Genomic DNA, 24279 nt, shown 5'->3' with positions numbered 1-24279 from the left:
GTACTCGACACGAAAGGGGGATAGAACGAATGTTCGCAATCATCGCGCCGGGTCAGGGGTCCCAGACCCCCGGCATGCTGGCCAACTGGCTGCGGGACCCGGTGTACGCCGAGCGCGTACGGGCCTGGTCCGAGGCCGCGGACGTGGACCTGGTCCACCTGGGCACCAAGGCCTCGGCCGCCACCATCGCCCGGACCGAGAACACCCAGCCGCTGCTGGTCGCCCAGGGGCTGCTGGCGCACGAGGCACTGGCCCCGGCGGCAGCCGCGCAGCCCGCCGTGGCCGCCGGTCACTCCGTCGGCGAGTTGACCGCAGCCGCCCATGCCGGTGTCCTCGCACCCGTCGACGCCGTACGGCTCGCGGCGATCCGCGGCCGGGCCATGGCCGCCGCCTGCGCCGAGGCACCCACCTCGATGGCGGCCGTGGTCGGCGGCGAGGAAGCGGAGGTGCTCGACCGGATCGGGGCCCTCGGCCTGACCGCCGCCACCTTCAACGGCCCCGGCCAGATCGTCGCCGCCGGTTTGGAGGAGGACCTGGCACGGCTGGCCGCCGCACCGCCGGCCGGAGCCACCGTCAAGTCGCTGCCGGTCGCCGGGGCCTTCCACACCTCGTACATGGAATCCGCGCGGCGGACCTTCGCCGCAGCCGCCGACGCCACGCACTTCGCCCCGCCCCGCGGGCTGCTGCTCTCCAACGCCGACGGCGAAGCGTGCGCCACGCCCGAGGCCGTCCGTGAGCGCCTCGTCGAACAGCTCGTGCGTCCGGTGCGCTGGGATCTGTGCCTGCTGAGCCTGGCCCGGCTCGCTCCCGCGCTGACCGTGTCCCTGCCGCCCGCCAAGACCCTGACCAACATCCTCCGCCGCCAGCACCCCGGACTCGCCGTCCTGCCGGTCACCACCGCACGGGACATCGGCAAGGTGCCGGCCCGGCTCGACGCCGTCGCGGAGGCGGCCCGCGAGGAGGTGCTCGTCCATGCCGGTGTCTGACCTGCTCGCCCGGTGCCGCGCCGACCGCGGCGACCATCCGGCCGTCGTCGACGCGGACGGCACTCTCGACTACGCCGGACTCGGCGCGGCCGTGGACCGGGCCGTCGGCTGGCTGCGGGGCCAGGGCGTCACCGCCGGGGAACGGGTCGTCCACGCCGGTCCGAACGACCGCTCGTTCCTCGCCCTCTTCTACGCCACCCTGCGCATCGGCGCCGTCTTCGTCCCCGTCCACCCGGACCTGACGGACGCACAGCTCGACCACATCGTCGGCGACTGCTGCGCGACCCTCGCGATCTGCTCGCCCGGCGGGGGAGCGCGGGCCCGGCGCACCGTCGAGCCGCAGCAGGCCTGGCAGGAGATCGGGCGCACCCCCGCCGACGATTTCGCGCCCGGCGTCCAGGACGACGCCCTCGCGATGCTGATCTACACCTCCGGCACCACCGGCCGCCCCAAAGGCGTCGTCTGCCCGCACCGGCAGATGCTCGCGTCCGTGGCAGCCGTCAACGCCTGCCTGGGCTACCGCGCCGACGACGTGGTGCTGTGCCGACTGCCGCTCTCCTTCGACTACGGCCTGTACCAGGCGCTGCTGTGCGCCCTGACCGGCGGCACCCTCGTGCTCGCCGAACGCGCCGGAGACGTAGGGCTGTTGCGGGTGATCGAGCAGCACGGCGTGACGGTCGTGCCGCTGGTCCCCTCGCTCGCCCAGATCCTCGCCCTGCTGCAGCGCAAGCATCGACAGCCCACGAACGTACGGCTGTTCACCAACACGGGGGCCCGGCCCGGCCGGGCGGTCATGGCCGAACTCCTCGACCTCTTCCCCGGATCGGCCTTCGCCTCGATGTACGGCATGACCGAGTGCAAGCGCATCTCGATCCTGGACCCGGCCGAGTACGCCGCCCACCCCGACTCGGTCGGCCGGCCCATCCCCGGCGACCACGTCCGTATCGTCGGCCCGGACGGCACCACCCTGGGTCCGCGGCAGACCGGCGAGATCGTCGTCCGGGGCGCCACGGTCATGGCGGGCTACTGGGGCGTACCCCTCAAGGCGCAGCAGCGCTACGTACGCCGCGCCGACGGCACGCTCGAACTGCGCACCGGCGACCAGGGCTGGCTCGACGAGGACGGCCGGCTCTACTTCACCGGCCGCGACGACGACATGATCAAGCGGCGCGGCATCCGCCTCGGCCTGACCGAGATCGAGAACGCCGCCGAGGGGATCCCCGGGGTGAGCGCGGCGATCGCGCTGCGGCCCGAGCCGGAGGACGGCCCCCTGCACCTCGCGGTGCGCGGCACGCTCCCCGCGGCCGAGGTCCGCGCCCAGCTCGCGCGGCGGCTCGACCGGGCCCGGATGCCCGACCGGATCACCCTCATCGACACCGTGCCGCTCACCCGGAACGGCAAGCCGGACCGCGCCGCCGTCCAGCGCCTGGTCGCACCGCCGGCGCCCGTACGACCCACCCAGACCTCCCCCTTCGCCCAGACGAGGACCAGCCATGCACCAGTCGCAGTCTGACCAGCCGACCCAGTCGCAGTTCGACCAGCTCGTGGAGCAGATCTGCGCCGTGACGGTCACCGACCCCGACACCCCGCTCGTCGACCTCGGCGTGGACTCCCTCCACACCATCGCCCTGGTGATGGCCGTCGAGGAGCGCTACGGCATCGAGATCGACCCCGAGGTCATCGGCGACCCCTCGCTCACCTCCTCCGCCGGTCTGTGGCGCTCCGTGCAGGACCAGCTCTCCGCCGCGCTGCCGGCCGGAGCCGGAGGGAACTGATGGCCATGTGGACCGACCTACGCCCCACGGTGGAGATGCCGCGGCTGTTCGAACGGGGCGGCGACGTCATCTCGTTCGCGGGCGGCCTGCCCGACCTGGACGTCCTGCCGCTGGAAACGATCTCCGGCCAGTTGTCCCGGCTCGTCCGGCTCGGCGGCAAGCTCGCCCTCCAGTACACGACCCCGCATGTCGCCAAGGCGCTCATCCCGGCGATCAACGACCTGATGGGCCGTGAGGGCAGCGCCACGACCGCCGACCACCTGGTCCCCACCCAGGGCTCCCAGATGGGCCTGATGGCCGTCGGCCTCGGGATCGCCACCCCCGGCGAGACCGTCCTCGTCCAGACCCCCGCCTACCCCGGCGCCGCCGCGGCCTTCCGCATCGCGGGCCTGGCCCTCCACCCGGCGCCCGAGGATGCCGACGGCCTGGCCCCGGCCGCGCTGCGGGAGACCGTCCTGCGGCTGCGGGCGGACGGCCGCACCGTACGGCTGCTGTACTGCAACCCGACCTTCCAGAACCCGACCGGCGCCACCCTGTCCGTCGCCCGGCGCCGCGAACTGCTCGCCGTGGCCCGCGAGTTGGACCTCCTGATCATCGAGGACAACCCCTACGGCCTGCTCTCCTTCGACGGCGGGACCACCACGGCCCTGCACGCCCTCGACCCGGAGCGGGTGATCTACCTCGGCACCTTCTCCAAGGTGTTCGCCCCGGGCCTGCGCTGCGGCTGGATCGCGGCGCCCGAGCAGCTCGCGCCGCACCTGCGCCGGACCACCGAGGTCATGTCCCTGTCGCCGTCGGCGCTGGCCCAGGCCGCGCTCGCCGCCTTCCACACCCGGGCCGGCTGGGGCGACCTGCTCGCCGCCTACCGGGCGAGCTACCAGGAGCGGTGCGCGCTCATGGCCGACGCGCTGGACGCCGAACTCGGCACCGACGGGCCCTGGCAGTGGGAGCGCCCGCGCGGCGGCTTCTACATCTGGCTGCGCCACCGCGAGGGCGTGGACACCGTCCGCTTCGCCGAGGCCGCCGCCGAGCACGGGGTGTCGTACGTGCCCGGCAGCCACTTCGGCCTCGACGGGGAGCACGCCGACGGACTGCGGCTCTGCTTCAGCAACGTCCCGAGGAAGCGGATCGCCGAGGGCGTCTCCCGGCTGGCCGCGGCGCTCACCGCGCCCGTGCCGTCCCTGCGGGGAGCGGCCTGATGACCACGGCACTGGACACCGGACAGAGCCTTGACACCGGACAGACCCTGGACTGGTCGGCCCTCGCGCCGGCGTATCAACTGGGCGACAGCCACTGGCAGATGTGGGGGATGGGCCTGCTGCGCAGCGCGGGCTTCCCGGTCTCGGGGCTGAAGCTGCTCGGCGGTCCGCGGGCGGCCCGCGCCGCGGCCCTGGCCGACGGCGGCGACACGGCCCACGAGGCCTTCCGCGCCGCCTACCGCGCCGACACCGAGACCGAGTCCGTACGGCTGGCCCGGCTCGCCACCGACGACCGGGTGCGCACGGCCATCGCCTGGCAGAACCGCACCGTCTACCGGATCCTCGACTCGCTCGCCGCCCGCAAGGGCAAGGAGTCCAAGCGGCGGCAGCGCGAACGCACCCTGGCCATGTACTGGCTGCGGTACTGCGCCAAGGCCGACACCATCGGCTTCTTCGGGCCGGGGGCGTGGATCTCCGTCGGGCAGGGGCAGCGCGCCCTCGCCCTCGACCACGGCCCGTCGCTCACCGCCGCGAGCCGTACGTTCTTCGAGCGCTGGACGATGGCCGCGCTCGCCGACCGGATGGCCGCGCGGCCCGGCGCCCGCTGGTGGTTCCCGCCGATGCTCCGGCCCGACGTCCACCTGGACGGCGACCGGCTCGTCATGCAGGGCGGCCGTACGGTACGGCTGCGCGAGGACGACGTCCACGTGCTGCGCCTGGCCGACGGCGACCGCAGCGCCGAGGCCATCGCGGACGCCACCGGCTGGGACCCGGCCACGGCCCGGCAGCGGGTGGAGAAGGTCCTCACGCGGCTGCTGAAGCAGCGGGTGCTGACCTGGGACGCCAACATCCCCGTCGACGTACGCGCCGAGGAGGTCCTGCGGCGCCGGGTGGCCGGCATCGGCGACCCGGAGCTGTTCGTCCACTGCGCGGCGATCCTCGCCGAACTGGACCGGCTGCGCGTGGACATCGACCGCGCGGACAGCGCCGAGGAACTGGTCGCGGCCCTGGACCGGCTCGACGACTTCTTCGTCCGTACGACCGGGCAGGCGGCCTCCCGCGAGGAGGGCAAGGCTTACGCCGGGCGCACCCTGTGCTACCAGGACTCCCTGCGTGACTGCCGCACCGACCTCGGGCGGGACTTCGTCGACTCGATCGCCCGGCCGCTGGCCCTGGTCGCCGACACCGCCGACTGGTTCGGCAACCGGCTCGCGGAGCTGGCGGAGGCCGAGGTCGCCGGGTTCGTCCGCAAGGCCGCCGCCCGGCGCGCGGACGTCACCCTCGCCGATGTGTGGACGCAGGTGCTTGGCCTGTTCTGGGGCGACCGGGCCACCCCGGTGCACACCGCGACCCGTGAACTGGCCGAGAAGTGGCGCGAGGTGCTCGCCCTGGACCCGGCGGCGCCGGGAAGCGTCCCGGTGCGGCTGAGCGTCGCGGACATCGAGGAACGCGCCCGCGCGGTGTTCGCGACCGGCCCGGTGCGCTCGCCGCACCTGGCCGTGCACAGCCCGGACCTCCAGGTCGTGGCGTCCTCCCCGGAGGCCGTGAACGCCGGCGAGTACACCGCCGTCCTCGGTGAACTGCACGCCTGTCTCGCCACGTTGGACCTGCCGTTCCTCGACTGGACCTGCGACACCGGCTCCCTGCGGGACCAGGTCAACGCCGCGCTCGACGCCCCGCGCATGGTGCCCCTGCTGCCGGTGGAGTGGAAGCGCAACAGCGGCCGGATGGTGCCCGCGCCGATCGGTGCGGGGGACCGGCTGATCGGGTTCACCCGGGCACCGTACGACGACCGGGGCCGCGTCGATCCGGCGGCGGCGATCGCGCTCGCCGAGACGGACGGCACGGTCACCGCGACCACCCCCGACGGCCGCACCTGGTCGATGGCCGAACTGCTCGCGGTGCCCGTCTCCATCATCGCGGCCGACGCCTTCAAGATCGGGCTCGACCGGGCGCACGCCCCGCGCGTGACCCTCGACGACCTCGTCCTGTTCCGGGAGACCTGGCGGCTGCCCGTCGCCGGGGTCGCCCTGCCGGACAAGGCCGACAAGGAGCGCGACTACCTCGCCGTACGCCGCTGGGTGAACGCGCACGCCCTGCCCGACCTGCTCTTCGTGAAGTTCCCCGAGGAGACCAAGCCGTCCCTCGTGGACTTCACCAGCCCGACCCTCGTGCTCGCCTTCGCGAGTCTGGTGCGCGCCGCGCGCCGCCTCGACCCCGACGCCGCCGTGACCCTCAGCGAACCGCTGCCCGCCCCGGACGACTCCTGGCTGACCGACGCCGACGGCGAGCGCTACGTCAGCGAACTACGGCTCCAGATCAGCAGAAAGGTGCCGGAATGACCGTCCTCGCCTCCGACGAAGCAGTGGCGCTCGGCGCCACCCGCTCGCGGAACCCCGACATCGTCGCCACCATCGGCGGGACCCCGCTGGTCGCCCTCGACCGGCTCTTCCCGCCCGCCCGGTTCCAGGTGTACGCCAAGTGCGAGCGCTTCAACCCGGGCGGGTCCATCAAGGACCGCGCCGCCAAGTCGATGATCGAGCACGCCCTCAGGTCCGGCAAGCTCGTCCCCGGCATCTCCACCGTCGTGGAGTCGTCCTCGGGCAACCTCGGCATCGCCCTCGCCCAGCTCTGCAACTTCTACCGGCTGAGCCTGATCTGCGTGGTCGACCCGCGCACCACCCAGCAGAACGCCGCCATCATGCGGGCGTACGGGGCGCAGGTCGAGGTCGTCGACCGCGACCCGGCCACCGGCGAGTACCTGCCCGCCCGTATCGAGCGGGTGCGCGCCCTGCTGGAGAGCGTCCCCGACGCCTACTGGCCCAACCAGTACGCCAACGAGTACAACGCCCGCGCCCACCGCCACACCATGCGGGAGATCTGCGAGGCGCTGCCCGGCGGCCCCGACTACCTGTTCCTCGCGGCCGGCACCACCGGCACGCTGCGCGGCTGCGCCGAGTACATCCAGGAGAGCGGTCTCGCCACCCGGGTGGTCGCGGTGGACGCGGTGGGCAGCGTCATCTTCGGCCCGCCGGAGCCGTGGGAACGCGGCCACCGGCGGACCATCCCCGGACACGGCGCGGCCGTCGTCCCGCCGCTGCTGCGGCCGGGCCTGGCCGACCGGGTCGTGAAGGTCACCGACCTCGACTGCGTCCACGGCTGCCGCCGACTGCTCGCCGAGGAGTCGATCCTCGCGGGCGGCTCGTCCGGCGCGGTGATCGCGGCGCTCACCGCCGCCGCCGACTGGCTGGAGCCCGGCGCGACCTGCGTCGCGGTGCTCCCGGACGGCGGTGACCGCTACCTCGACACCATCTACTCCGACGCGTGGGTCGAGCACCGCTTCCCGGAACACCACCCCCAGTCCAGCCCCGACCCGATCCCCGACCAGACAAGGAGCGCGCTGTGAAGATCCTCGGACGGGACGACGTCACCATCGCGCTGACCGGCCTCGAACCCACCGTGCTCGACGCCGTCCGCACCGCCTACACGCTGCACGGCCAGGGCCGCTCGCAACTGCCCTTCTCCAGCTTCCTGCGCCCGCCGCGGCCCACCGGTTCCCGCATCATCTCGCTGCCCGCCTACCTGGGCGGTCCGGAGCCGGTGATGGGGCTGAAGTGGATCTCCTCCTTCCCGGCCAACGTGGAGCAGGGCCTCCAGCGCGCCTCCTCGGTGCAGATCCTCAACGACCTGGACACCGGCTACCCCAAGGCCCTCCTGGAGGGCAGTCAGATCTCCGCCTCGCGCACCGCCGCGAGCGCCGCTCTCGCCGCGGGTGCCCTGCACGGCGACCGCCGGGTGCGCACCGCCGGGCTGATCGGCTGCGGCACGATCAACCAGCGCGTCCTCGCCTACCTCACCCTGACCCACCCGGACCTGGAGACGGTCGTGGTCCAGGACGTCGTACCGGGGCGCGCGGAGACCTTCGCGACCGAACTGGAGTCTGAATACCCGGAGATCACCTTCCGTCCCGGAGAACTCGGCGACGCGCTCGCCGCCGAGACCGTGAGCATCGCGACGACCGACTCCACGTACTGGCTCGACCTCGCCGCGTACCCCGACCGGCCCGCGGGCCAGGTGATCCTGCATCTGTCGCTGCGCGACCTGAGCACCGCGTCCGTGCTCGGCGCCTACAACGTGGTGGACGACTTCGAGCACGCCATCCGTGAGCAGACCTCGCTGCACAAGGCCCAACAGGAGGTCGGCCACCGGGAGTTCGTGCACGCCGAGATCGCCTCCGCGCTGGGCTGCTCCAAGCCGCCGGCCACCGACCGCACGGTGATCTTCTCGCCCTTCGGCCTGGGCATCCTGGACCTCGCGGTCGCGCAGGCCGTCCTCAAGGCCGCCACCGAGGCGGGGCTCGGCCTCGAGGTCGCGGGCTTCGACCCGGGCAGCCACCGGGTGACCGCCGCGATGCTGCGAGGTGCGGCATGAGCACCCTGTTCCCCGAGGGCACCAAGGCCCTGGTCACCGGCGCCTCCCGCGGCATCGGCGCGGCCATCGCGCTCGGGCTCGCCGAGCACGGCTGCGACGTCGCCCTCAACTACCGCTCCAACGCCGCCAAGGCCGAGGAAGTCGCCGAGCGGATCCGCGCCCTCGGCCGCGAGGCCCTGCTGCTCCGGGCGGACATCTCCGACGAGGCCCAAGTAGCCGCCATGTACAAGGAGTTGAAGACCACCTGGCGCTCCCTGGACGTCGCGGTCCTCAACTCCGGTGTGACGGCCGACGGCCATCTGGCCGCCATGAGCGGCGCCAAGTGGCAGGAGGTCATCGGCACCAACCTCACCGGGACCTTCTACACCGCCCGTGAGGCGACCAAGCAGATGTACGCGAGCGGCGGCGCGATCGTCTTCATCGCCTCCACCAGCGGTATCGCCGGACGGGCCGGCCAGGCCAACTACGCCGCCAGCAAGGGCGGAGTGATCTCGCTGGCCAAGACCCTGTCCTACGAGGTCGCCCCGCGCGGCATCCGCGTCAACGTCGTCGCGCCCGGCTTCATCGACACCGACATGGTCAAGAAGGTGCCGCCCGCGCAGATGAAGGAAGCCCTCCAGGCGATCCCCATGGGGCGCATGGGCACCCCGGCCGAGGTCGCCCAGGCCGCCGCCTTCCTGGCGAGCCCCGCCGCCTCGTACATCACCGGCAAGGTGCTCACCGTCGACGGCGGAATGATTCCCAACTGACCCATGGATCACGAACTGGGCCATAGATCCCCAACTGATCCATATATCCACGCCCGTTGAAGCAGACCGACCGAAAGGAAGTCACATGTCCGTCGCCACCTTCGAGGACATCCGCAGCCAGGCCGAGGCGCGCCTGGAGAAGAACATGAAGGTCAAGTCGATGATCATCGACCGCCTCGGTCTCGACGTCGAGCCCGCCGTCGTCTCCGACAACCAGCCGCTGTTCGGCAGAGGCCTGGAGATGGACTCGCTGGACACGCTGGAGATCGTCGTCATGGTCAACAACGAGTACGACGTGCTGATCAGCGACGACGACTTCGAGGCCTTCGGCTCCATCAACGCCCTCGTCGACTTCGTCGAAGCCCGCGAGGTGTGAGCATGACGGTCACCCCCGAGGCGCCGGTCAAGGCGGCCGGTTCGGCCAAGGCGGCCGGTTCGGCCAAGTCCGCCAAGAAGAAGTACGCGTACTCGTCCGACGACATCAAGCGCATGCTGCCGCACCGCTGGCCCATGCTGATGATCGACCGCGCCTACGACGTCGTCCCCGGTGTCTCCGGCCGCGGAGTCAAGAGCGTCTCCGTCAACGAGCCGTTCTTCGCCGGTCACTACCCCGACCACTCGATCATGCCCGGCGTGATGATCGTCGAGGCGATGGCGCAGCTCGTCGCGGTCGTCTACGTCGCCGAGATCATCGAGGCGCCCGAGCCGCCCGCCGAGGGCGGCGACCCGTCCGAGAGCGTCGGCTACCTCGGCTCCATCAGCTCGATGAAGTTCTCCCGGCTGGTGGTCCCCGGCGACCAGCTCACCCTGGAGGCCCGGCTCGGCCAGCGCCTGGGCGGCCTGCGGCAGGTGTCGGTCCGTGCCAGCGTCGGCACCGAACTGGCCGCCGCGGGCTCCCTGATCGTCACCACCGGCCGCAAGTCCTAGTCACTCGCCCCCGGCCCAGATCCGAACGAGAGAAGGAGGTGTGGAATGTCCCTCACGATCCGCCCGTACCAGGAGGGCGACGCGCATGACATCGCGGAGCTGTACAACCGCCACCGCGACAACCCCAACCCGGTAGCGGGCGGTATCACCGGCGAGGAGCTGAGGCGCGAGCTGGCCGAGCGCGACACCGGCATGTTCCTGGTGGCGGTGGACGCCGGGCGTGTGGTGGGCACCTTCGGCCTGTTCCACAACACCGGGCGGCGCTCCGCCCGCGCCGGCGAGCTGATCGCCGACATGTTCTTCGTCGCCCCCGCCTACCGCAACGGTGTGATCACCGGACGGCTGTTCACGGAGGCCGTGGAGTGGATGGTGCAGTCCGGCTGTCTCGTGCTGCGGCTCACCGTCAACCCCGCCAACACCGTGGCGTTCCGGCTCTACCGGCGGGTCGGCTGTGTCTCCGTCGGGCGGACCGTGCCCGGCGAGGACGGCAACGTCGAACTGCACAACTACATCCCGCTGATCCTGCGCAGCGTCTTCGCCGACCTCGACCCCGAGGTCAAGGCGGCCCTCGGCGGCCTCAACAGCTTCGCCAGCGTGACCGAGGCACGCGACGACGAGATGCGCTCCGACGTCCGCGTGGTCGACGGGGTCCACACCGTCGAGTACTGCCTGGCGCTCGGGGAGTTCCGGCTCACCGCCCGTGTCGACGTGGACCGCGGCGCCGTCCGCGAGGCACGGATCGCCGGACCCGACGGCACCTCCCGCGCCCTGCGGCTCGTGGAACCGCCCTACCGGATCCGCGCCCCGCGGCAGGTCGAGCCGTACCGGTTCGCCGCCGACGGACTGGCGGTCGAGGTGGACGGCGACGACGGGACCGTACGCGTGCTGGCCGAGGGCCACCACGGGCCGGTGTTCGTCTCCACCTGGCCGAGCTGCCGCGCCGACCGCCCGGCGGGCTGGCGCGAGGGCGAACCGCGCGACCTGGAACTGGCCCCCGTCGACGGCGGCGTACGGATCACCGAGCGGTGCGGGGAGGACCGGGTCACCGGCACGGTCACCCTCGCCGAGGGCGTGCTCGCCCAGGACTTCGCCTTCACCCGCCGCCCCGGCCGGATCTTCCAGACCGTGGGCGTACGGCAGGGCACCTTCGCCCAGGGCGGCGAGGAGCCGCACCTGCTCGGGCTCGGCCTCGGCGTCCGCGACGCCTCCGAGGTGGTCGCCGCGGCGCGGGTGGCCCCGCCCGGCACCGACCTGACCTGGCGCGGCGCGGACTGGCAGATCCGGGTGCCGGTCCAGGAACCGGTCCGGCTGATCCACAGCCAGTTGCTGGAGCGTGGCCTGGCCGCCGGAGCGGACGGGGTGGCCCGGCTGCGCACCGAGTTCCGGCGCGGCGACGCCCCGCGTGCGGGCACCGCCGCCGTACGACCGGTCGACGGCCCCCGCCGGATCCAGCTCGACGCCGCCGCCGCGGGCGTCACCTCCTGGAAGGAGGGCAGGACCAAGGTCCTGCGCAGCCCCTTCCCGCGCACCCGGGCCTTCGGCAACAACCCCCGCTGGAGCGCGGGCCTGTGGGTCACCGCCGAGCACAGCCGGTTCGGCCGCGCCGCCGGTCTCGGCTGGGGCGTGCGCTCCACCGCCGCGTGGGAGGAGAAGCACCCGCTCGGCCTGTACGGCCCGCAGGAGCAGGTCGGCTTCGAGCTGACCGCGCCCGAGGACACCGCCGAGCCGGTCCGCGTGGACATCCAGGCACCGGCCACCCACGAGGAGGTCGTCCTCTGGCTCACCCCGAACACCCCACGCCACACCCCCGTGGTGATCGACTCCGCCGGTACCCGGTGGGAGCTGAACTCCCGGGAGTTCCGGCAGCTCTGGGCCGCCGCCGTCGCCGTACGGCTCACCGACGGCACCTGGCTGCACTGCCGGCCCGCCGACCCCGCGTCGGCCGAGGCGGAGATCGTCCTGCGCCCCACCTCGTCCGGCCTGCTCGTCGGCTGCGCCTCCCCGGCGCGCCAGGAGAACGCCTGGCACCTCACGGTGAGCGCCGAACCGCCGTGCTGAACAACGCACTTGCCTTGCCAGCCAGCGAACTCGCCGTGCTGAACGACGAACTCGCCTCGCCGACCGACGAACTCGCCGTGCTGACCGACGAACTCATCGCACCGCACCGCACCGACCGAAAGGAACCGTTCATCATGACCACCGCCCTGCTCCGCACCGAGACGGACGACTACACCACCGTGCGCACCACGGTCGGCGCCTACCGGATCACGGCCCCGCTGGTCCGTGTCTGCGGCGACGAGCGGATCACCTTCCTCGACCAGTTCCTCGCCAAGTCCGGTGAGTTCGTCGAGCCGGACACCGTCCGTGAGGCGCTCGCGCTGAACGCCGACGGCACCCCGTTCGCGGTCCTGCTGCACTTCGAGATCGGCGACGACGCCTGGCTGCTGCCGCGCACCGCGGTCACCGGCGACGAACTGCGCGCGTACTTCGCCCAGTTGGACACCCCCGAGGACGTCACGATCGAGGTCGAACCGGAGGGCTGGGGCGCCAGCGCCTTCGAGGGGCCGACCGCCTGGTCCGTGGCCGCGCACTTCGTCGACTTCGACATCTCCGGCCTGACCCTGCACGCCGTCACCGAGTCCGAACTGCCCGGCGAGCCCGCCGCGTCGGCCCACCTCGCCCGCGTCGGCACCACCGGCGAGTACGGCTACCTGCTGCTGACCAACGCCCCCGACGTCGCCCACCAGGCCGTGCTCACCGCCGTCGCCGAGCAGGGCGGCGCGCCGGTCGGGCCCGAGGGACTCGCCCGGGTCCAGGCCGAGGCCGGTATGGCCCTCTACGCGACCGGGTTCGCCGGGCTGAGCGTCCACGAGGCCGACCTGTCCTGGATGATCGACTGGAACCGGATCGGCGAGTTCCACGGCTCCGCCGACCTGGAGCAGCCGACCACCGACACCGCCCGGCTGACCGCGCTCGCCACGCCCGCCGAGAGCCGCTTCACCGCCGGTACGAAGATCACCGCCGCCGGGCAGCCCGTCGGCACCGTCCTGTGGCAGGCGCCCTCCGCCAACCCGGAGGAGGAGCTGGTCCTGGCCCTCCTCGACGCCCCCTTCTGGGTCCCCGGCCTGGAGCTGGCCGCCACCGACGAGCAGGGCGCCGAGCGCCCGCTGCGCACCGTCACCCTGCCCCGCGTCATCGCCCGTTCGCTCACCACGAGGATCTCCTGATGACCACGCCGAGAATCGCCCTCACCGGCCTGGGACTGATCACCGGAGCCGGGGACGACCTGGAGAAGAGCTGGTCGTCCATCACCGCCGGGACCTCCGGCATCCGTACCAACTCCCTCTTCGACACCTCCGAGCTGCTGACCGAGTGGGCCGGGATGGTCACCGCGGAGCAGCCTGCGGGCCTCGACCGCTGCTACGCCCTGGCCGCCACCGCCATCCGCGAGGCGCTGCACACCAGCGGCCTGGACCTCGACACCGTCGACCGGGACCGGGTCGCGGTCGTGGTCGGCTCCAGCCTCGGCGCGATGCCGACGCTGGAGGGCGTGCACGCCGGTCTGGTGCACGAGGGGACGCTGGACGCCGAGGGCGCCGCCGCCTCCCAACTGCCGTGCGTCGGCGACTACATCGCCGCCGAGTTCGACCTGCGCGGCCCGCGCGTGGTCCTCTCCAACGCCTGCGCGGCCAGCGCGGTGGCCCTCGGCTACGCGGCCGAGCTGCTGTGGAAGGAGGACGTCGACTACGTCATCTGCGGCGGCGTCGACCCCCTCGCCTCGCTGTCCGCGTACGGGTTCAGCGCCCTGGGCGCGCTGGACGCCGAGCCCTGCTCGCCGATGTCGGCCTCCAGCGGGCTGACCCTCGGTGAGGGCGCCGGGTTCATGGTGCTGGAGTCGGCCGACCGCGCCGCCGCCCGCGGTGCCCGGCCGCTGGCCGAGCTGGGCGGGTACGGCCTGTCCTGCGACGGCTACCACCAGACCGCCCCGGACCCCAGCGGCAAGGGCGCCTGCGCCGCCATGGCGCAGGCCCTGGACACCGCCGGGCTCACCCCGGCCGACGTCGACTACCTCAATCTGCACGGCACCGGGACGCCCGCCAACGACGCCTCCGAACCCAAGGCCGTCAAGCTGCTGTTCGGCGCGTCCGTGCCACCGGCCAGCTCCACCAAGTCGATCATCGGCCACACCCTCGGCGCGGCCGGCGCGGTCGAGGCGGTGGTGAGCACCCTCGCGATCGACCGCGGGGTCCTGCCGCCGACCATCAACACCCGTGGTGTGGAGCAGCCGTTCGGCCTGGACGTCATCCCGGACGCGGGCCGCCCGGCCGTCCCCGACGCCATCCTGTCCAACTCCTTCGCCTTCGGCGGCAACAACGCCTCCGTCGTGCTGAACCGGCCGGGTCACCCCGGCTCCGTGCCGCGCCGCACCGAGTCCGTCCACGACGTGGTGGTCACGGGGGTCGCGGGTCTGGCGGGCGCGGCCGGCACCACCGCCGACCTGCTCGCGGCCCTGGCCGAGGAGCGCGCCTGCTTCACCGGCGTCGAACACGTCGAGGGCGTCGGGGAGGTGCCCGTCGGCCGGATCGACGTCAAGTCCGCGTCCCGCGGCATCAACCCCAGCCGCGCCCGCCGGATGGACCCGCTCAGCCTGCTCGCCGCCGCCGCGGTCGCCGACCTCTACGGCCGGCACGGCAAGCCCTCGCGGGCCGAGGCGGAGGGCACCGGCATCGTCTTCGCGACGGGGTACGGCCCGGTGACGTCCGTCCTCCAGTTCCACAAGGGCGTCCTCCAGCAGGGCATCAACGGCGCCAACCCGGCCCTGTTCGCCAACACGGTCGTCAACGCCGCCGCCGGGCACGTGGCGATGCTGCACCGCTACCGCGGCTACACCGCCACCATCGCGTCCGGCGGCACCAGTTCGGTCCTCGCGCTGCAGCTCGCGGCGCGGGTCATCGCCCGCGGCGCGGCCCGGCGGATCATGGTCGTGATCGCCGACGAGTTCCCCGAGCAGGCGCTGGCCACCCAGGCCGGACTCCCCGGCTATGCCCGCACCGCCCGCGTGGTGCCCGGCGGCCGGACCGGAACGGTCCTCAGCGAGGGGGCCGCCGCGATCCTGCTGGAGAGCCGGGAGTCGGCCGCCGATCGCGGCGCGGACGTCCTCGCCCGGGTCCGCGGCTACGGCGCCTCCGGCGAGTCCGCCGGTATCGGCCGCATCGGCCGCGACGGCGAGGCGTGGGCCAGGGCGCTGCGCGCGGCGATGGCCGAGGCCGGGACCGGCCCGGAGGGGATCGACACCGTCGTCTCGGCCGCCTCCGGATACAGCCTGGTCGACACGGCCCAGTCCCGGGCCCTGCGCCTGGCCGGTCTGGAAGGCCGCCCGGTGCTCGCGCCCAAGGCGCTGCTGGGGGAGACGTACGGCAGTGCGGGTGCCCTCGGCCTGGTCGCCGCGCTGAGCGGCGACACCCCGCGCGGCCGGGTGCTGCTGTCCAGCTTCGCCTACGGCGGCAGCTACGCGGCGGCCGTGTTCGACACGGAGGCGTGAGCCATGGGCGCGTTGATGGGGCTGGTGATGGACCCGGTGATGCGGGCCGGTACGGGAACCCGGGCGCGCCTCGGGGACGGCGCGGCCGTGATCGACTGCGTCGTCACCCACCACCCCCGCCTCCCGCGTGACCGTATGGGCCACCACCTCAGCCGGTCCGGCCGCTCGCTGATCATCGAGGCCGTACGGACGGTGTACGGCCTCGGCATCACCGCACGGGACCTGGCCCGGGACGACCACAAGCGGTGGAGCGTTCCGGCGCACGGACTGACGGTCTCGGTCGCCCACTGCGACGCCTACAGCGCGGTCGCCCTGTCGACCGGCCCGGTGGTCGGGGTGGACCTCCAGGACGAGCGGGACCGGCCGCACGCCATGCGCTGGCTCGGGGAACTGCTCGGCCGCACCGAGCCGGCCACCATACGGGACTTCGCCGAGTGCGAGGCGCTCATCAAGGCCTCGCACGTGACGAAGGAGACCTTCGCCGGGGTCCGGCTGCCGGACTGGCGGCCGGGCTGGCGGCCCACCAACGTCACGCCCTACCACGTCCGTTCGGCCGCCCTAGTGCCTCGGCAGGCGACGTTCGCCCTGTCGCGACGCCCGGCACGCTCCCCCGAGCTCTGCGAGCAGGGGGGACCCCCACTCGCCGCACCGGACGAAAGCCCACGTACGTCCAGTACGAGGGCTTCCGCCCGGCACTCCCCCAAGCTCTTCGAGCAGGGGGGACCCCCAGAGAGCACGCACCGGACGCCGCTCCTTGACGGGCAAACATCGCCTGCCGAGGCACTAGCCCCCGCGATGCACCTCGCGCTCGTCGCCGCCGAGCCCGTCCCGGTGCGCTACCGGCGGCAGGAAGAACACCAGGCACCCCACCGCGCACGGCCGGGGCGCACCCGGCAAGAAGGGAGAGCGGCATGACCGCCGCAGCCACGGCCACCCGGGCACGGCCGTACACCCGCCGTATCTCGCAGATCGAGCGCGGCTATCTGAACGCGGCGGCGACCGGCACCCCGCAGCTCATCCAGATGGTCGTGGAGGGGGAGGGCCGGATCGACCCCGGTGCCCTCCGGGACGCCGTACGCACCGCCACCCTGGCCAACCCCGGACTGGCGGTCCGCCGACGGGCCGCCGCCTGGCGCGCGGACGGCCCGGTCCCGCCGGTCGTCGAACTCCCCGACCTCGCCGCGGACACCGCCTTCGACACCCCCTTCTTCCACCGTGACCTGGACGTCGTCACCGGCCCGGTCTGCGAGGTCGGTCTCGCCGGCGGCCCGGTGACCCGGCTGGTCGTGCGGGCCAGCCACATCGTCACCGACGGCCGGGGACTGCGGCAGTGGATCGACGACGTGTTCCGCGTGCTGCGCGGCGAGGACCCCGTCGGCGCCGCCTCGGTGGTCGACGACACCCACTTCCGTACGGCGGCGGGAACCGTACCGCCCGCCGAACCTTTGGCCCGTATCCCGGGCCTGCCCGCGATCCTCGGCGACGGACCGGCCGACGGCACCCCGCTGTGGCTGCGCCGCCGGGTGCCGGCCTGCCCGTCCGCCGTCACCGCACGCGTGGCCGCCGCCCTCTCGCGGCACCTGGCCGGTGACACCGGCCGCCTGGTCGTCCCGGTGGACCTGCGCCGCCACGACCGTGCGGTGCGCTCCACCGCCAACCTGACCTCCCAACTGGTGCTGGACTTCCGGCGCGAGGAGAGCTGGAAGTCGCTGCACGGCCGGATCGTGCGCGCCCTGCTGAGCAAGCGCGAAGTGGCCGCGCTCAGCCGGGACTTCCTGCGCCAGAACCCCTTCGCCAACAGCCTGCGCGAAGCTCAGGAGCTGGACGGCACCCGCTTCCCCTGTACGGCGATCATCACCGACCACGGCCGGATCGACACCGACGGGCTGCGCACCGACGGCTTCCGGCCCACCGCGTTCTCCACGCTGCCCATGCTCGTGCCCTACGCCGAGATGTTCCTGAGCGCCTGCCAGAGCGGCGAGGGAACCGAGCTGACCCTGTCGTGCCGCAACCGTCCCGGCGCCCGCGAGGCGGGCGAGCGGGTGCTGGACGGGATCGCGCACGCGTTCACCGAGGCGGCCTGAACTCCCCCGCCCACCCGCTGACTTCACAAGGATGCGCACCTCATGTCGCTGACCGACCACCCCACCGAAGAAGACGTCGCACCGAGCCCTCCGCGCAAAGCCGAGGAACCCGCGGCCACGGCCCAGGACGCGGAGCCCCCGGCCCCGGACACCCCCGAGGACGGGCCGCGGGCGACTGCGGAACCCACCGAGAAGCCGTCGAAGGAGGCCTCGGCCCGGCCCTCCGGGCCCACCATGGTGACGATCGCCGCGGCCATCACCGGCGGCTTCCTCGCCCTGCTCGACACCACGATCGTGAACGTGTCCCTTCAGGACACCAGCGCCCGGTTCGGCTCGATCAACCACGTCCAGTGGGTGGTGACCACCTATCTGATCGCCCTGGCCGCGCTCATGCCGGCCACCGGCTGGCTCGCCACCCGGTTCGGCGTCAAGCGGGTCTTCCTCGGCGCGACCGCGCTGTTCGGACTGGGCTCGGCGGCCTGCGCGGTCAGCCAGACCCTCCCGGAACTGATCGCCGCGCGCGGCCTGGCCGGAGCGGCGGCCGGTGTCCTCACCCCGGTGTCCACGATCCTGCTCACCCGCGGCGTACCGCGTGAACAGCTCGGCCGGGTCCAGGCGTTGAACGGCAGCGTCATGCTGATCAGCCCGCTGCTCGGCCCGACCATCGGCGGACTGCTGGTGGCGGCGGGCGGCTGGTCCGCGGTGTACGTGATCAACGTGCCGCTGTGCGCCGCCCTGTTGGCGCTCACGGCGCGTCGGGTGCCCGGCGACACTCCGGCGGGCAAGGAGGCCAAGCCGCTGGACGTGGTGGGCCTGCTGTCCTCGGCCACCTGCACGGTCAGCACCGTCCTGGCCATCCACGCCTTCTCCGGGGCCGGACTGCGGGTGCGGCCCGCGCTGCTGGTGCCGCTGGTCCTCGCCGTGCTGAGCGGCGCCGTGTTCGTCGTACGCCAACTGCGCGCCCGCTTCCCGCTGTTGGACCTGCGCCTGTTCACCCACGGCGTCTACCGCACGGCCGCGATCAACATCTTCTGTTTGGGCTTCGTGCTCTACTCGCCGATGATGCTGATCCCGCTCTACTTCGAGTCGGCGCGCGGCGAGAGCGCGGTGACGACCGGTCTGCTGATGTCCACGGGCGGCCTCGGCGTGGTCACCGCCGCCTGGCTGTGCCGGGTGCTGATGAAGCGGCTGGGCGGGGGCGGGACCGTCGTCGTCGGCATCGCGCTGACCATGCTCGCCACCGTGCCGCTCACCCGCCTCACGGCCGACACCTCCTACCCGCTGCTGTGTGCGAGCCTCGCGGTGCGCGGCCTGGGCACGGGGCTGACCATCGTCCCGGCGATGACCAGGGCGTTCCAGTCGATCCGGCCGCAGTCCATCCCGGACGCCTCCGCCCAGTTGAACCTGATCCAGCGGATCGGCGGCGCCGTCGCCCTCGCCGTGGTCACGGTGATCCTGGAGTCGGCGGCGCGGCAGCGCCACGGCCTGGTGCCCGGTGCCTTCGCCCACTCCTTCGGCCGGCTGCTGGCCGTCTACGCCGTCACGCTGCTCCCGGCTCTGGCGCTGCTCCTGGCGGACCGCCGTGAGGCCCGCCGCGCCGGCGAGCAGGCGCGGGAAGCGCAAGAAGCGCAGGAAGGCCAGGGGGCGCGGGAAGCGCAAGGAGCGTAAGGAGACGCGACGGGGGAGGGCGCAGGGTGCGCCGGGCGTCCGCGGTCACCGCGTCGAGGGGAGCCAGCCGTCCTGGACGGCATGGACTCCGGCCTCGAAGCGACTGCGGGCGTCCAGGCGCTCCATCAGGTTGGCCGCCACCCGACGGGCCGTACGCGGAGAGACGGCGAGCCGCTTGGCGATGGCCTCGTCGGTGAAGCCCTGGGCGAGCAGCTTGAGCACCGCGCGCTCCTGCGGCGGCATGTCCTTCGCCCCGTACGTGGGGGTGGCGTCCAGCGGGATCGCCGTCTGCCAGACGCCCTCGAACAGCGCGCACAGCGCCGCGACCGTCCCGGCCCCGCGCAGCACGACCACACCGATCCGGGCGTCGGAGGTGTCGATGGGCAGCACCGCCTGGGAGCGATCGAAGATGATCATCCGGATCGGCAGCTCGGGCACCGTGCGGACCTGGCCGCCGTGCTGATGCAGGAAGCTGACGTGTTCGAGGGTCGGGCCGTCGTTGCGCACACTGTCCAGGTAGATGGTGCGCATCCGCACTCCGCGGCTGAGCAGTTCGGCGTTGGGGCGGCGGCTGGCCGCGAGATCCTCGGCCGAGTGCGCACCGCCCGGCGCGAAGGTGGCGACCTCGGTCTGCACGGTCCGGGCCAGCTCCGCGAGCCGCTCCCGGATCGCGTCCGGGCCGATCAGTTGCTCGGCGGCCTGGTCGACGGCGCGCGGACGCAACGCCGAGCATTCGGCGATCAGTTGGGCGGCTGCCGCGCGGGAGGCCTCCACCCGCATCTGCTGAGCCGCCAGCTCCGCCTGCTGACGGGCCAGCAGCACCTCCATCGCGGTCTCCGGGCCGACCGCCCGGAAGCCCATATCGTCGCTCTCCCTGCCCGAGGGCTGTATCAGCGCCAGCTCGCTGAGCCGGTCGAGCCCTCTTCGGACCTCTTCCGCCGTCAGGCCGAGTCGCGTCGCGAGAACCGCCACACCGTCCCGGGGAGCGGTCAGCATCCCGCGGTAGATGGCCTCTGCAACGGCATCGAGCCCCAGAACATCCAACATGATGCGTTCCCCCTGGTCAGCACCAAGAACACCGAGTTCGAAACATAGCGCCCACGAGCTTACTGATGTTGAACTCCTATGACTCCGGATGGTCGCAGCAATGCAGGTTCCGGCCAATCTCGCGAAGGAGATGGCGGCGCCGAACCTGTCCGCTCAGCGGACAGTGCGGCAGCCATGGCCGCAAGTAGTTGCGCGTTGAATCTTCTGGTGGGTGTCGTCCACTCAGTCGCCCGCTCAGCCGCTGCTCAGGCGTCCGCTCGGGCTTCCCCCGGCGCGCACCTGTCCCGGCGATCTCGTCAATTTAGGGGCGCGTGCCCCGCGTCCGCGAGTGACGGTTTATGCCATGGCACAAACCGTCCACCCCGAGTGGCACCCCCTGCCCAATTCCCACGGTCGAGAATGAAGGCATGTACCTCATCCATGTGCGTCTCAAGGAGCCGGAGGGCGCCGCCGTGCGGCCCGATCTGGCCGGGATTGTCATGTCGTACACGGAAGAAGCGGACGGGTTGGAGCATGTCACCGTCACCCCGGGCCCGGCCTGCGATGTCACGCTGGGCCTATTCCTGCTCGCCGACGACCTGCGGGAAGCCGAGAAGGCCGCCGCGCGCCTCGCCCGACAGGCCGTTTCCGACCACCCCGAACTGCGCGGGTTCCGTCTGCTCGACGCCGGCGCGGTGCTCGTGCCCGGCCCGTGGTGGAGTGCCTGAGCCTCCGCGTTTACGCAGGTCGCGTTGGACGGCTTAGGACACTGCAGGTTCCGTCCATCCGCTTTCCGTTCCCTCTCGCCCGGCGGGCGAGCAGAGTAGAGGCATCGGCGGGAGCGAAAGCAGCCACCGCCTCGGTCCGGTGAATATCCACCGGGAATCCACTCACTCTTGATGGAGGAAATCCATGCTGGCCACCCGTGTCTCCAAGATCGTCTCTTCCGTGCTTCTCGCCGCCGCCGGAATCTCGCTTTCGGTGGCCATGACGGACATCGAGAAGAGCGTTCCGGCGATTGTCCTGGGCGACGGCGAAACGGGCACCGGCACCGTGCACGCGGACGGCGACGTCACCTGGGGAAGCTGATCGATCCACGCGGGTGACGGTGAATGATCACGGCACCGGAAGAGAAACAACAGTCGGGGGACAGAAGAAATGGAATTCCTGGTCCTGGGGTCTCTGGAGGCACGCCAGTCCGGCGAGCTGATCCGGGTCCGGGGCATGCGCCAGCAGAAGCTCCTGGCGCTGCTGCTCCTGCACGCCAACCGGGTGGTCCCGATGGACGTACTGGTGGACGAGCTGTGGGAGGACCCGCCGACCTCGGCGCGCCCCCAGGTCCACAACGCCATCCGCGACCTGCGCCGCGTCCTGTCCGCGGCCCACGAGACCAGCCTGGTCACGATGGACGTCGGCTACCGGCTCATGATCCCCGACGACGCCATAGACGCCCGCCGGTTCGTCCAGCAGGTGCGCGGGGCGGGGATCGCGGGACGCGAGGGGCGCTGCGCCGACGCCATCCGCCTGCTCCAGTCGGCGGTGGACCTCTGGCGCGGTGACGCCTTCGCCGGTATCCACTGCCCGTCCCTCGGCTCCGCCGCGGTCAAGCTCCACGAGCAGCGACTGACCGCCCTGGAAGACCTCATGACGCTGCGGCTGCGGATCGGCGAAACCGGTTCGCTGGTAGGGGAGTTGCACGCGCTGCTCGCGGAGTACCCGTTACGGGACTCACTGCGCGGCAGCCTGATGCTCGCGCTGTACCGCAGCGGACGGCAGGCCGACGCCCTCGCGGTCTACGACGAGGGCCGGCGGTTCCTGGCGGAGGAACTCGGCCTTGAGCCCAGCCGGCATCTGCGGAGCCTGCACGCGGAGATCCTCGCCGACTCGCCCACGGCCCGCGGCATCACCCCGGCCGACCTCGCGGCCCGCCGTACGGAACCCCGGCGCGCCGACAGCGACGTACGACCGCCCGCCGTACCCGCGCCCGCGACCGTACCCGCGTCCCCGCCCGGCAACCGCTGCAACTACCTGCCCCATGACCTCACCGACTTCACCGGCCGCACCGCCGAGTCGGACTCCCTGCTGAGCGCGGCCGGGCAGGAGCACGACGACGCTCCCCTGATGATCGCGATCGACGGTATGGGCGGCGTCGGCAAGACGACCCTCGCCGTACGCGTCGCCCACCGCGTCGCCGACCGGTATCCGGACGGGCAGTACTTCATCAGCCTGCACGGCTACAGCGCCGACCGGCCGCCGCTGCCGCCCGAACAGGCCCTGGCCACCTTGCTGCAGGCGAGCGGCGTGGTACCGCAGGCGCTGCCGCACAGCCTGGAGGAACGCAGCGCCCTGTGGCGCTCCCGGATCGCGGGTGAGCGCTGTCTGATCGTCCTCGACGACGCGGCGAACACCGCGCAGGTCACCCCGCTGCTGCCCGGCACCGGCGGCGCCCTGGTGCTGGTGACCAGCCGTCGCAAGCTCACCGCGCTGGACGGCGCGATGCCGCATCCGCTGGACGTACTGCCGCCAGAGGACGCCGCCGCCCTGTTCACGCGCATCGTGGGCGAGCAGCGCGCCGCCCGGGAGCCCGAGCAGGTCGCCCGGGCCGTCGACCTGTGCGGCTGTCTGCCGCTCGCCGTCCGGATCGCCGCGACCCGGCTGCGCGGGCGCCCCGCGTGGGCGGTGGCGGACCTCGTGGACCGGCTGACGGGCGCCCCGCAGCGGGCGAACTGCCTGCACACCGCCGACCGTGACCTGATGTCCATGCTGCGCACGTCCTACCAGCATCTGGACCCCGCCCAGCGCCGGTTCAGCCGCCTCATCAGCCGCCACCCGTCCCCGGCCTACGACCTCGACCACGCCGCCGCCGTCACCGGGCTGCCGGTCGGCGAGGTGGAACGCCACTTCGACGTACTCCTGGAGAACAACCTCATCCGCGAGGACTCCCCGGACTGCTTCTCCTTCCACGCCCTGATCCGCGACTGCACAAGGGAGTTGCGGATCGAGGGCCTGGAGGCCGAGACCGTGGAGACCGAGGCGGCGTGACGCCCCCGGGGTGAGTCAGCGGGCGGGGCCGTGGGTGACGCGGATCTTGGACTGACCGTGCGGGAGCTGCTCCCAGTCGTCCATGAAGCGGGCCGCCAGACCGTGGCGGGCCGCGAGGGCGACGAGCGTCTCCGTCCGGTAGTAGAAGTCCTCGCGCAGCACCTGGTGTTCGGTGCCGGTGGTGCGGTCGAAGGTGAAGTCGAACCAGCCGCCGGGAGCGAGGATGCGCCCGACATGGGCCAGGCACTCGTCGATGACCTCCAAGGGCGAGTGCGAGAAGACGCTGTGGGCGTGCACCACCCGGAAGTGCGCGTCGGGCAGGAAGTCGAAGGTGAGGTTGTGCACCAGGGACAGATGCGGCACCCGGTCGCGCAGGTCCCGTTCCATCACGGTGTCACGGGCCGCCGCGAGGATGTCGGGCGAGATGTCGATGCCGTGGTACGAGCCGGGCTCCAGGTAGTCGATGAAGCGCCAGCCTGCGCGCAGGTTGCCGCAGCCGATCTCCAGGAGCCGGTCCTCCGGGCGCAGGCCGTGCTGCACCAGGTAGTCGAACTGCATCTTCCCGAGCCGCAGCCAGCTCTCATGGCTGCGGCTGCCGACGGCCGCCTCCGGATTGCGGGCGGTGTCGCTGCGCATCACCGCCCGGTAGTAGGAGACGTGGTCGGGGTGGCGCATGCGCAGCCAGGCGTCCCGGCCCGCGCGCAGCAGGTACCGGGGGACACGCTGCGGGTGCCGCAGCGCGTAACCGGCGCGGTGCAGAAGCGAACTGCGGTTGGCGGTGAGGTTCTTCTGGGCGGGAGGCATGGGGGCGTGACGCTCCTGACTATTTAACTAGTGTGTTAGTGGAAGT

General features: G+C 72.6%; 21 protein-coding genes. 19 read left to right on the top strand and 2 right to left on the bottom strand.

The annotated features are described in order from the left end of the window. Nucleotides 1-29: 29 nt before the first annotated feature. The 16 genes from NGF19_RS20040 (at nucleotide 30) to NGF19_RS19965 (ending at nucleotide 19361) form a co-directional block, all read left to right on the top strand. Nucleotides 30-986 carry an ACP S-malonyltransferase gene (locus tag NGF19_RS20040; protein WP_252426431.1) on the top strand — a complete coding sequence of 319 codons (957 nt, stop codon included), beginning with the start codon at nucleotides 30-32 and terminating at the stop codon, nucleotides 984-986. Continuing rightward, nucleotides 973-2499, top strand: coding sequence for a class I adenylate-forming enzyme family protein (locus NGF19_RS20035; RefSeq protein ID WP_252426430.1), 1527 nt, complete (start codon nucleotides 973-975; stop codon nucleotides 2497-2499). The genes NGF19_RS20040 and NGF19_RS20035 overlap by 14 nt, the downstream gene beginning before the upstream one ends. Further along, the gene (locus tag NGF19_RS20030; RefSeq protein WP_252426429.1) at nucleotides 2480-2761 is read left to right on the top strand and encodes an acyl carrier protein; all 282 of its coding nucleotides are present in this window, start codon (nucleotides 2480-2482) and stop codon (nucleotides 2759-2761) included. The genes NGF19_RS20035 and NGF19_RS20030 overlap by 20 nt, the downstream gene beginning before the upstream one ends. Then, entirely contained in the window at nucleotides 2761-3960 is a 1200-nt protein-coding gene (locus tag NGF19_RS20025; protein WP_252426428.1) for an aminotransferase-like domain-containing protein, read from the top strand. The genes NGF19_RS20030 and NGF19_RS20025 overlap by 1 nt, the downstream gene beginning before the upstream one ends. Then, nucleotides 3960-6302, top strand: a complete 2343-nt coding sequence (locus NGF19_RS20020; RefSeq protein ID WP_252426427.1) for a lantibiotic dehydratase — start codon at nucleotides 3960-3962, stop codon at nucleotides 6300-6302. Before NGF19_RS20025 ends, NGF19_RS20020 begins: the two co-directional genes overlap by 1 nt. Then, nucleotides 6299-7366 (top strand): 2,3-diaminopropionate biosynthesis protein SbnA, encoded by a 1068-nt coding sequence (gene sbnA, locus NGF19_RS20015; RefSeq protein ID WP_252426426.1) that lies wholly within the window; start codon nucleotides 6299-6301, stop codon nucleotides 7364-7366. Before NGF19_RS20020 ends, sbnA begins: the two co-directional genes overlap by 4 nt. Then, nucleotides 7363-8391: a 2,3-diaminopropionate biosynthesis protein SbnB gene (sbnB, locus tag NGF19_RS20010; protein ID WP_252426425.1), complete on the top strand. Its 1029-nt coding sequence runs from the start codon at nucleotides 7363-7365 to the stop codon at nucleotides 8389-8391. Before sbnA ends, sbnB begins: the two co-directional genes overlap by 4 nt. Next, nucleotides 8388-9140 (top strand): 3-oxoacyl-ACP reductase FabG, encoded by a 753-nt coding sequence (fabG, locus tag NGF19_RS20005; RefSeq protein ID WP_252426424.1) that lies wholly within the window; start codon nucleotides 8388-8390, stop codon nucleotides 9138-9140. Before sbnB ends, fabG begins: the two co-directional genes overlap by 4 nt. Before the next feature lie 85 nt (nucleotides 9141-9225). After that, a complete protein-coding gene (locus NGF19_RS20000) occupies nucleotides 9226-9516 on the top strand; it encodes an acyl carrier protein (RefSeq protein ID WP_030176434.1) in 291 nt (96 codons plus the stop codon). A gap of 2 nt (nucleotides 9517-9518) precedes the next feature. Then, nucleotides 9519-10067 carry a 3-hydroxyacyl-ACP dehydratase FabZ gene (gene fabZ, locus NGF19_RS19995; RefSeq protein WP_252426423.1) on the top strand — a complete coding sequence of 183 codons (549 nt, stop codon included), beginning with the start codon at nucleotides 9519-9521 and terminating at the stop codon, nucleotides 10065-10067. 45 nt (nucleotides 10068-10112) lie between these two features. Then, nucleotides 10113-12125, top strand: coding sequence for a GNAT family N-acetyltransferase (locus NGF19_RS19990; protein ID WP_252426422.1), 2013 nt, complete (start codon nucleotides 10113-10115; stop codon nucleotides 12123-12125). A 14-nt stretch (nucleotides 12126-12139) separates the two neighbouring features. Next, nucleotides 12140-13294, top strand: coding sequence for an aminomethyl transferase family protein (locus NGF19_RS19985; protein ID WP_252426421.1), 1155 nt, complete (start codon nucleotides 12140-12142; stop codon nucleotides 13292-13294). Further along, a complete protein-coding gene (locus NGF19_RS19980) occupies nucleotides 13294-15609 on the top strand; it encodes a beta-ketoacyl synthase N-terminal-like domain-containing protein (protein WP_252426420.1) in 2316 nt (771 codons plus the stop codon). Before NGF19_RS19985 ends, NGF19_RS19980 begins: the two co-directional genes overlap by 1 nt. Nucleotides 15610-15612: 3 nt before the next feature. Next, on the top strand, nucleotides 15613-16524 hold the full coding sequence (locus tag NGF19_RS19975; protein ID WP_252426419.1) for a 4'-phosphopantetheinyl transferase family protein: 912 nt from the start codon (nucleotides 15613-15615) through the stop codon (nucleotides 16522-16524). Then, a complete protein-coding gene (locus tag NGF19_RS19970) occupies nucleotides 16521-17693 on the top strand; it encodes a hypothetical protein (RefSeq protein WP_252426418.1) in 1173 nt (390 codons plus the stop codon). The genes NGF19_RS19975 and NGF19_RS19970 overlap by 4 nt, the downstream gene beginning before the upstream one ends. 42 nt (nucleotides 17694-17735) lie before the next feature. Beyond that, nucleotides 17736-19361, top strand: coding sequence for a DHA2 family efflux MFS transporter permease subunit (locus NGF19_RS19965; RefSeq protein ID WP_252426417.1), 1626 nt, complete (start codon nucleotides 17736-17738; stop codon nucleotides 19359-19361). Nucleotides 19362-19406: 45 nt separating this feature from the next. On the opposite strand, the gene NGF19_RS19960 is transcribed toward NGF19_RS19965, so the two are convergent. Then, nucleotides 19407-20408: a LuxR C-terminal-related transcriptional regulator gene (locus tag NGF19_RS19960; RefSeq protein ID WP_252426416.1), complete on the bottom strand. Its 1002-nt coding sequence runs from the start codon at nucleotides 20406-20408 to the stop codon at nucleotides 19407-19409. A gap of 407 nt (nucleotides 20409-20815) precedes the next feature. Between NGF19_RS19960 and NGF19_RS19955 the strand changes: the two genes are divergently transcribed. From NGF19_RS19955 to NGF19_RS19945, 3 genes are all read left to right on the top strand, one after another. Continuing rightward, nucleotides 20816-21115 (top strand): hypothetical protein, encoded by a 300-nt coding sequence (locus tag NGF19_RS19955; protein ID WP_252426415.1) that lies wholly within the window; start codon nucleotides 20816-20818, stop codon nucleotides 21113-21115. Between the two features lie 184 nt (nucleotides 21116-21299). Next, nucleotides 21300-21476: a hypothetical protein gene (locus NGF19_RS19950; protein ID WP_252426414.1), complete on the top strand. Its 177-nt coding sequence runs from the start codon at nucleotides 21300-21302 to the stop codon at nucleotides 21474-21476. A 69-nt stretch (nucleotides 21477-21545) separates the two neighbouring features. After that, a complete protein-coding gene (locus NGF19_RS19945) occupies nucleotides 21546-23429 on the top strand; it encodes an AfsR/SARP family transcriptional regulator (protein WP_252426413.1) in 1884 nt (627 codons plus the stop codon). 15 nt (nucleotides 23430-23444) lie between these two features. Here the strand turns inward: NGF19_RS19945 and NGF19_RS19940 are convergent, their stop codons facing one another. After that, entirely contained in the window at nucleotides 23445-24233 is a 789-nt protein-coding gene (locus NGF19_RS19940) for a class I SAM-dependent DNA methyltransferase (protein ID WP_252426412.1), read from the bottom strand. Nucleotides 24234-24279: the final 46 nt, after the last annotated feature.

This window comes from Streptomyces macrolidinus (assembly GCF_023887685.1).
Taxonomy (GTDB): Bacteria; Actinomycetota; Actinomycetes; order Streptomycetales; family Streptomycetaceae; genus Streptomyces; species Streptomyces macrolidinus.
The sequence above is the reverse complement of the archived record's forward strand: the minus strand, read 5'-3'. Positions and strand labels throughout refer to the sequence as shown.

Bases quoted from the DNA above. Each gene is read 5' to 3' on its own strand.
- NGF19_RS19945 (WP_252426413.1), top strand. From the start codon at position 21,546: ATGGAATTCCTGGTCCTGGGGTCTCTGGAGGCACGCCAGTCCGGCGAG.
- NGF19_RS19990 (WP_252426422.1), top strand. From the start codon at position 10,113: ATGTCCCTCACGATCCGCCCGTACCAGGAGGGCGACGCGCATGACATC.
- NGF19_RS19955 (WP_252426415.1), top strand. From the start codon at position 20,816: ATGTACCTCATCCATGTGCGTCTCAAGGAGCCGGAGGGCGCCGCCGTG.
- NGF19_RS20035 (WP_252426430.1), top strand. From the start codon at position 973: ATGCCGGTGTCTGACCTGCTCGCCCGGTGCCGCGCCGACCGCGGCGAC.
- NGF19_RS19975 (WP_252426419.1), top strand. From the start codon at position 15,613: ATGGGCGCGTTGATGGGGCTGGTGATGGACCCGGTGATGCGGGCCGGT.
- NGF19_RS19940 (WP_252426412.1), bottom strand. From the start codon at position 24,233: ATGCCTCCCGCCCAGAAGAACCTCACCGCCAACCGCAGTTCGCTTCTG.
- NGF19_RS20000 (WP_030176434.1), top strand. From the start codon at position 9,226: ATGTCCGTCGCCACCTTCGAGGACATCCGCAGCCAGGCCGAGGCGCGC.
- sbnA (WP_252426426.1), top strand. From the start codon at position 6,299: ATGACCGTCCTCGCCTCCGACGAAGCAGTGGCGCTCGGCGCCACCCGC.
- NGF19_RS20030 (WP_252426429.1), top strand. From the start codon at position 2,480: ATGCACCAGTCGCAGTCTGACCAGCCGACCCAGTCGCAGTTCGACCAG.
- NGF19_RS20040 (WP_252426431.1), top strand. From the start codon at position 30: ATGTTCGCAATCATCGCGCCGGGTCAGGGGTCCCAGACCCCCGGCATG.
- NGF19_RS19970 (WP_252426418.1), top strand. From the start codon at position 16,521: ATGACCGCCGCAGCCACGGCCACCCGGGCACGGCCGTACACCCGCCGT.
- NGF19_RS19980 (WP_252426420.1), top strand. From the start codon at position 13,294: ATGACCACGCCGAGAATCGCCCTCACCGGCCTGGGACTGATCACCGGA.
- NGF19_RS19960 (WP_252426416.1), bottom strand. From the start codon at position 20,408: ATGTTGGATGTTCTGGGGCTCGATGCCGTTGCAGAGGCCATCTACCGC.
- fabG (WP_252426424.1), top strand. From the start codon at position 8,388: ATGAGCACCCTGTTCCCCGAGGGCACCAAGGCCCTGGTCACCGGCGCC.
- NGF19_RS19965 (WP_252426417.1), top strand. From the start codon at position 17,736: ATGTCGCTGACCGACCACCCCACCGAAGAAGACGTCGCACCGAGCCCT.
- NGF19_RS19950 (WP_252426414.1), top strand. From the start codon at position 21,300: ATGCTGGCCACCCGTGTCTCCAAGATCGTCTCTTCCGTGCTTCTCGCC.
- fabZ (WP_252426423.1), top strand. From the start codon at position 9,519: ATGACGGTCACCCCCGAGGCGCCGGTCAAGGCGGCCGGTTCGGCCAAG.
- NGF19_RS20025 (WP_252426428.1), top strand. From the start codon at position 2,761: ATGGCCATGTGGACCGACCTACGCCCCACGGTGGAGATGCCGCGGCTG.
- NGF19_RS20020 (WP_252426427.1), top strand. From the start codon at position 3,960: ATGACCACGGCACTGGACACCGGACAGAGCCTTGACACCGGACAGACC.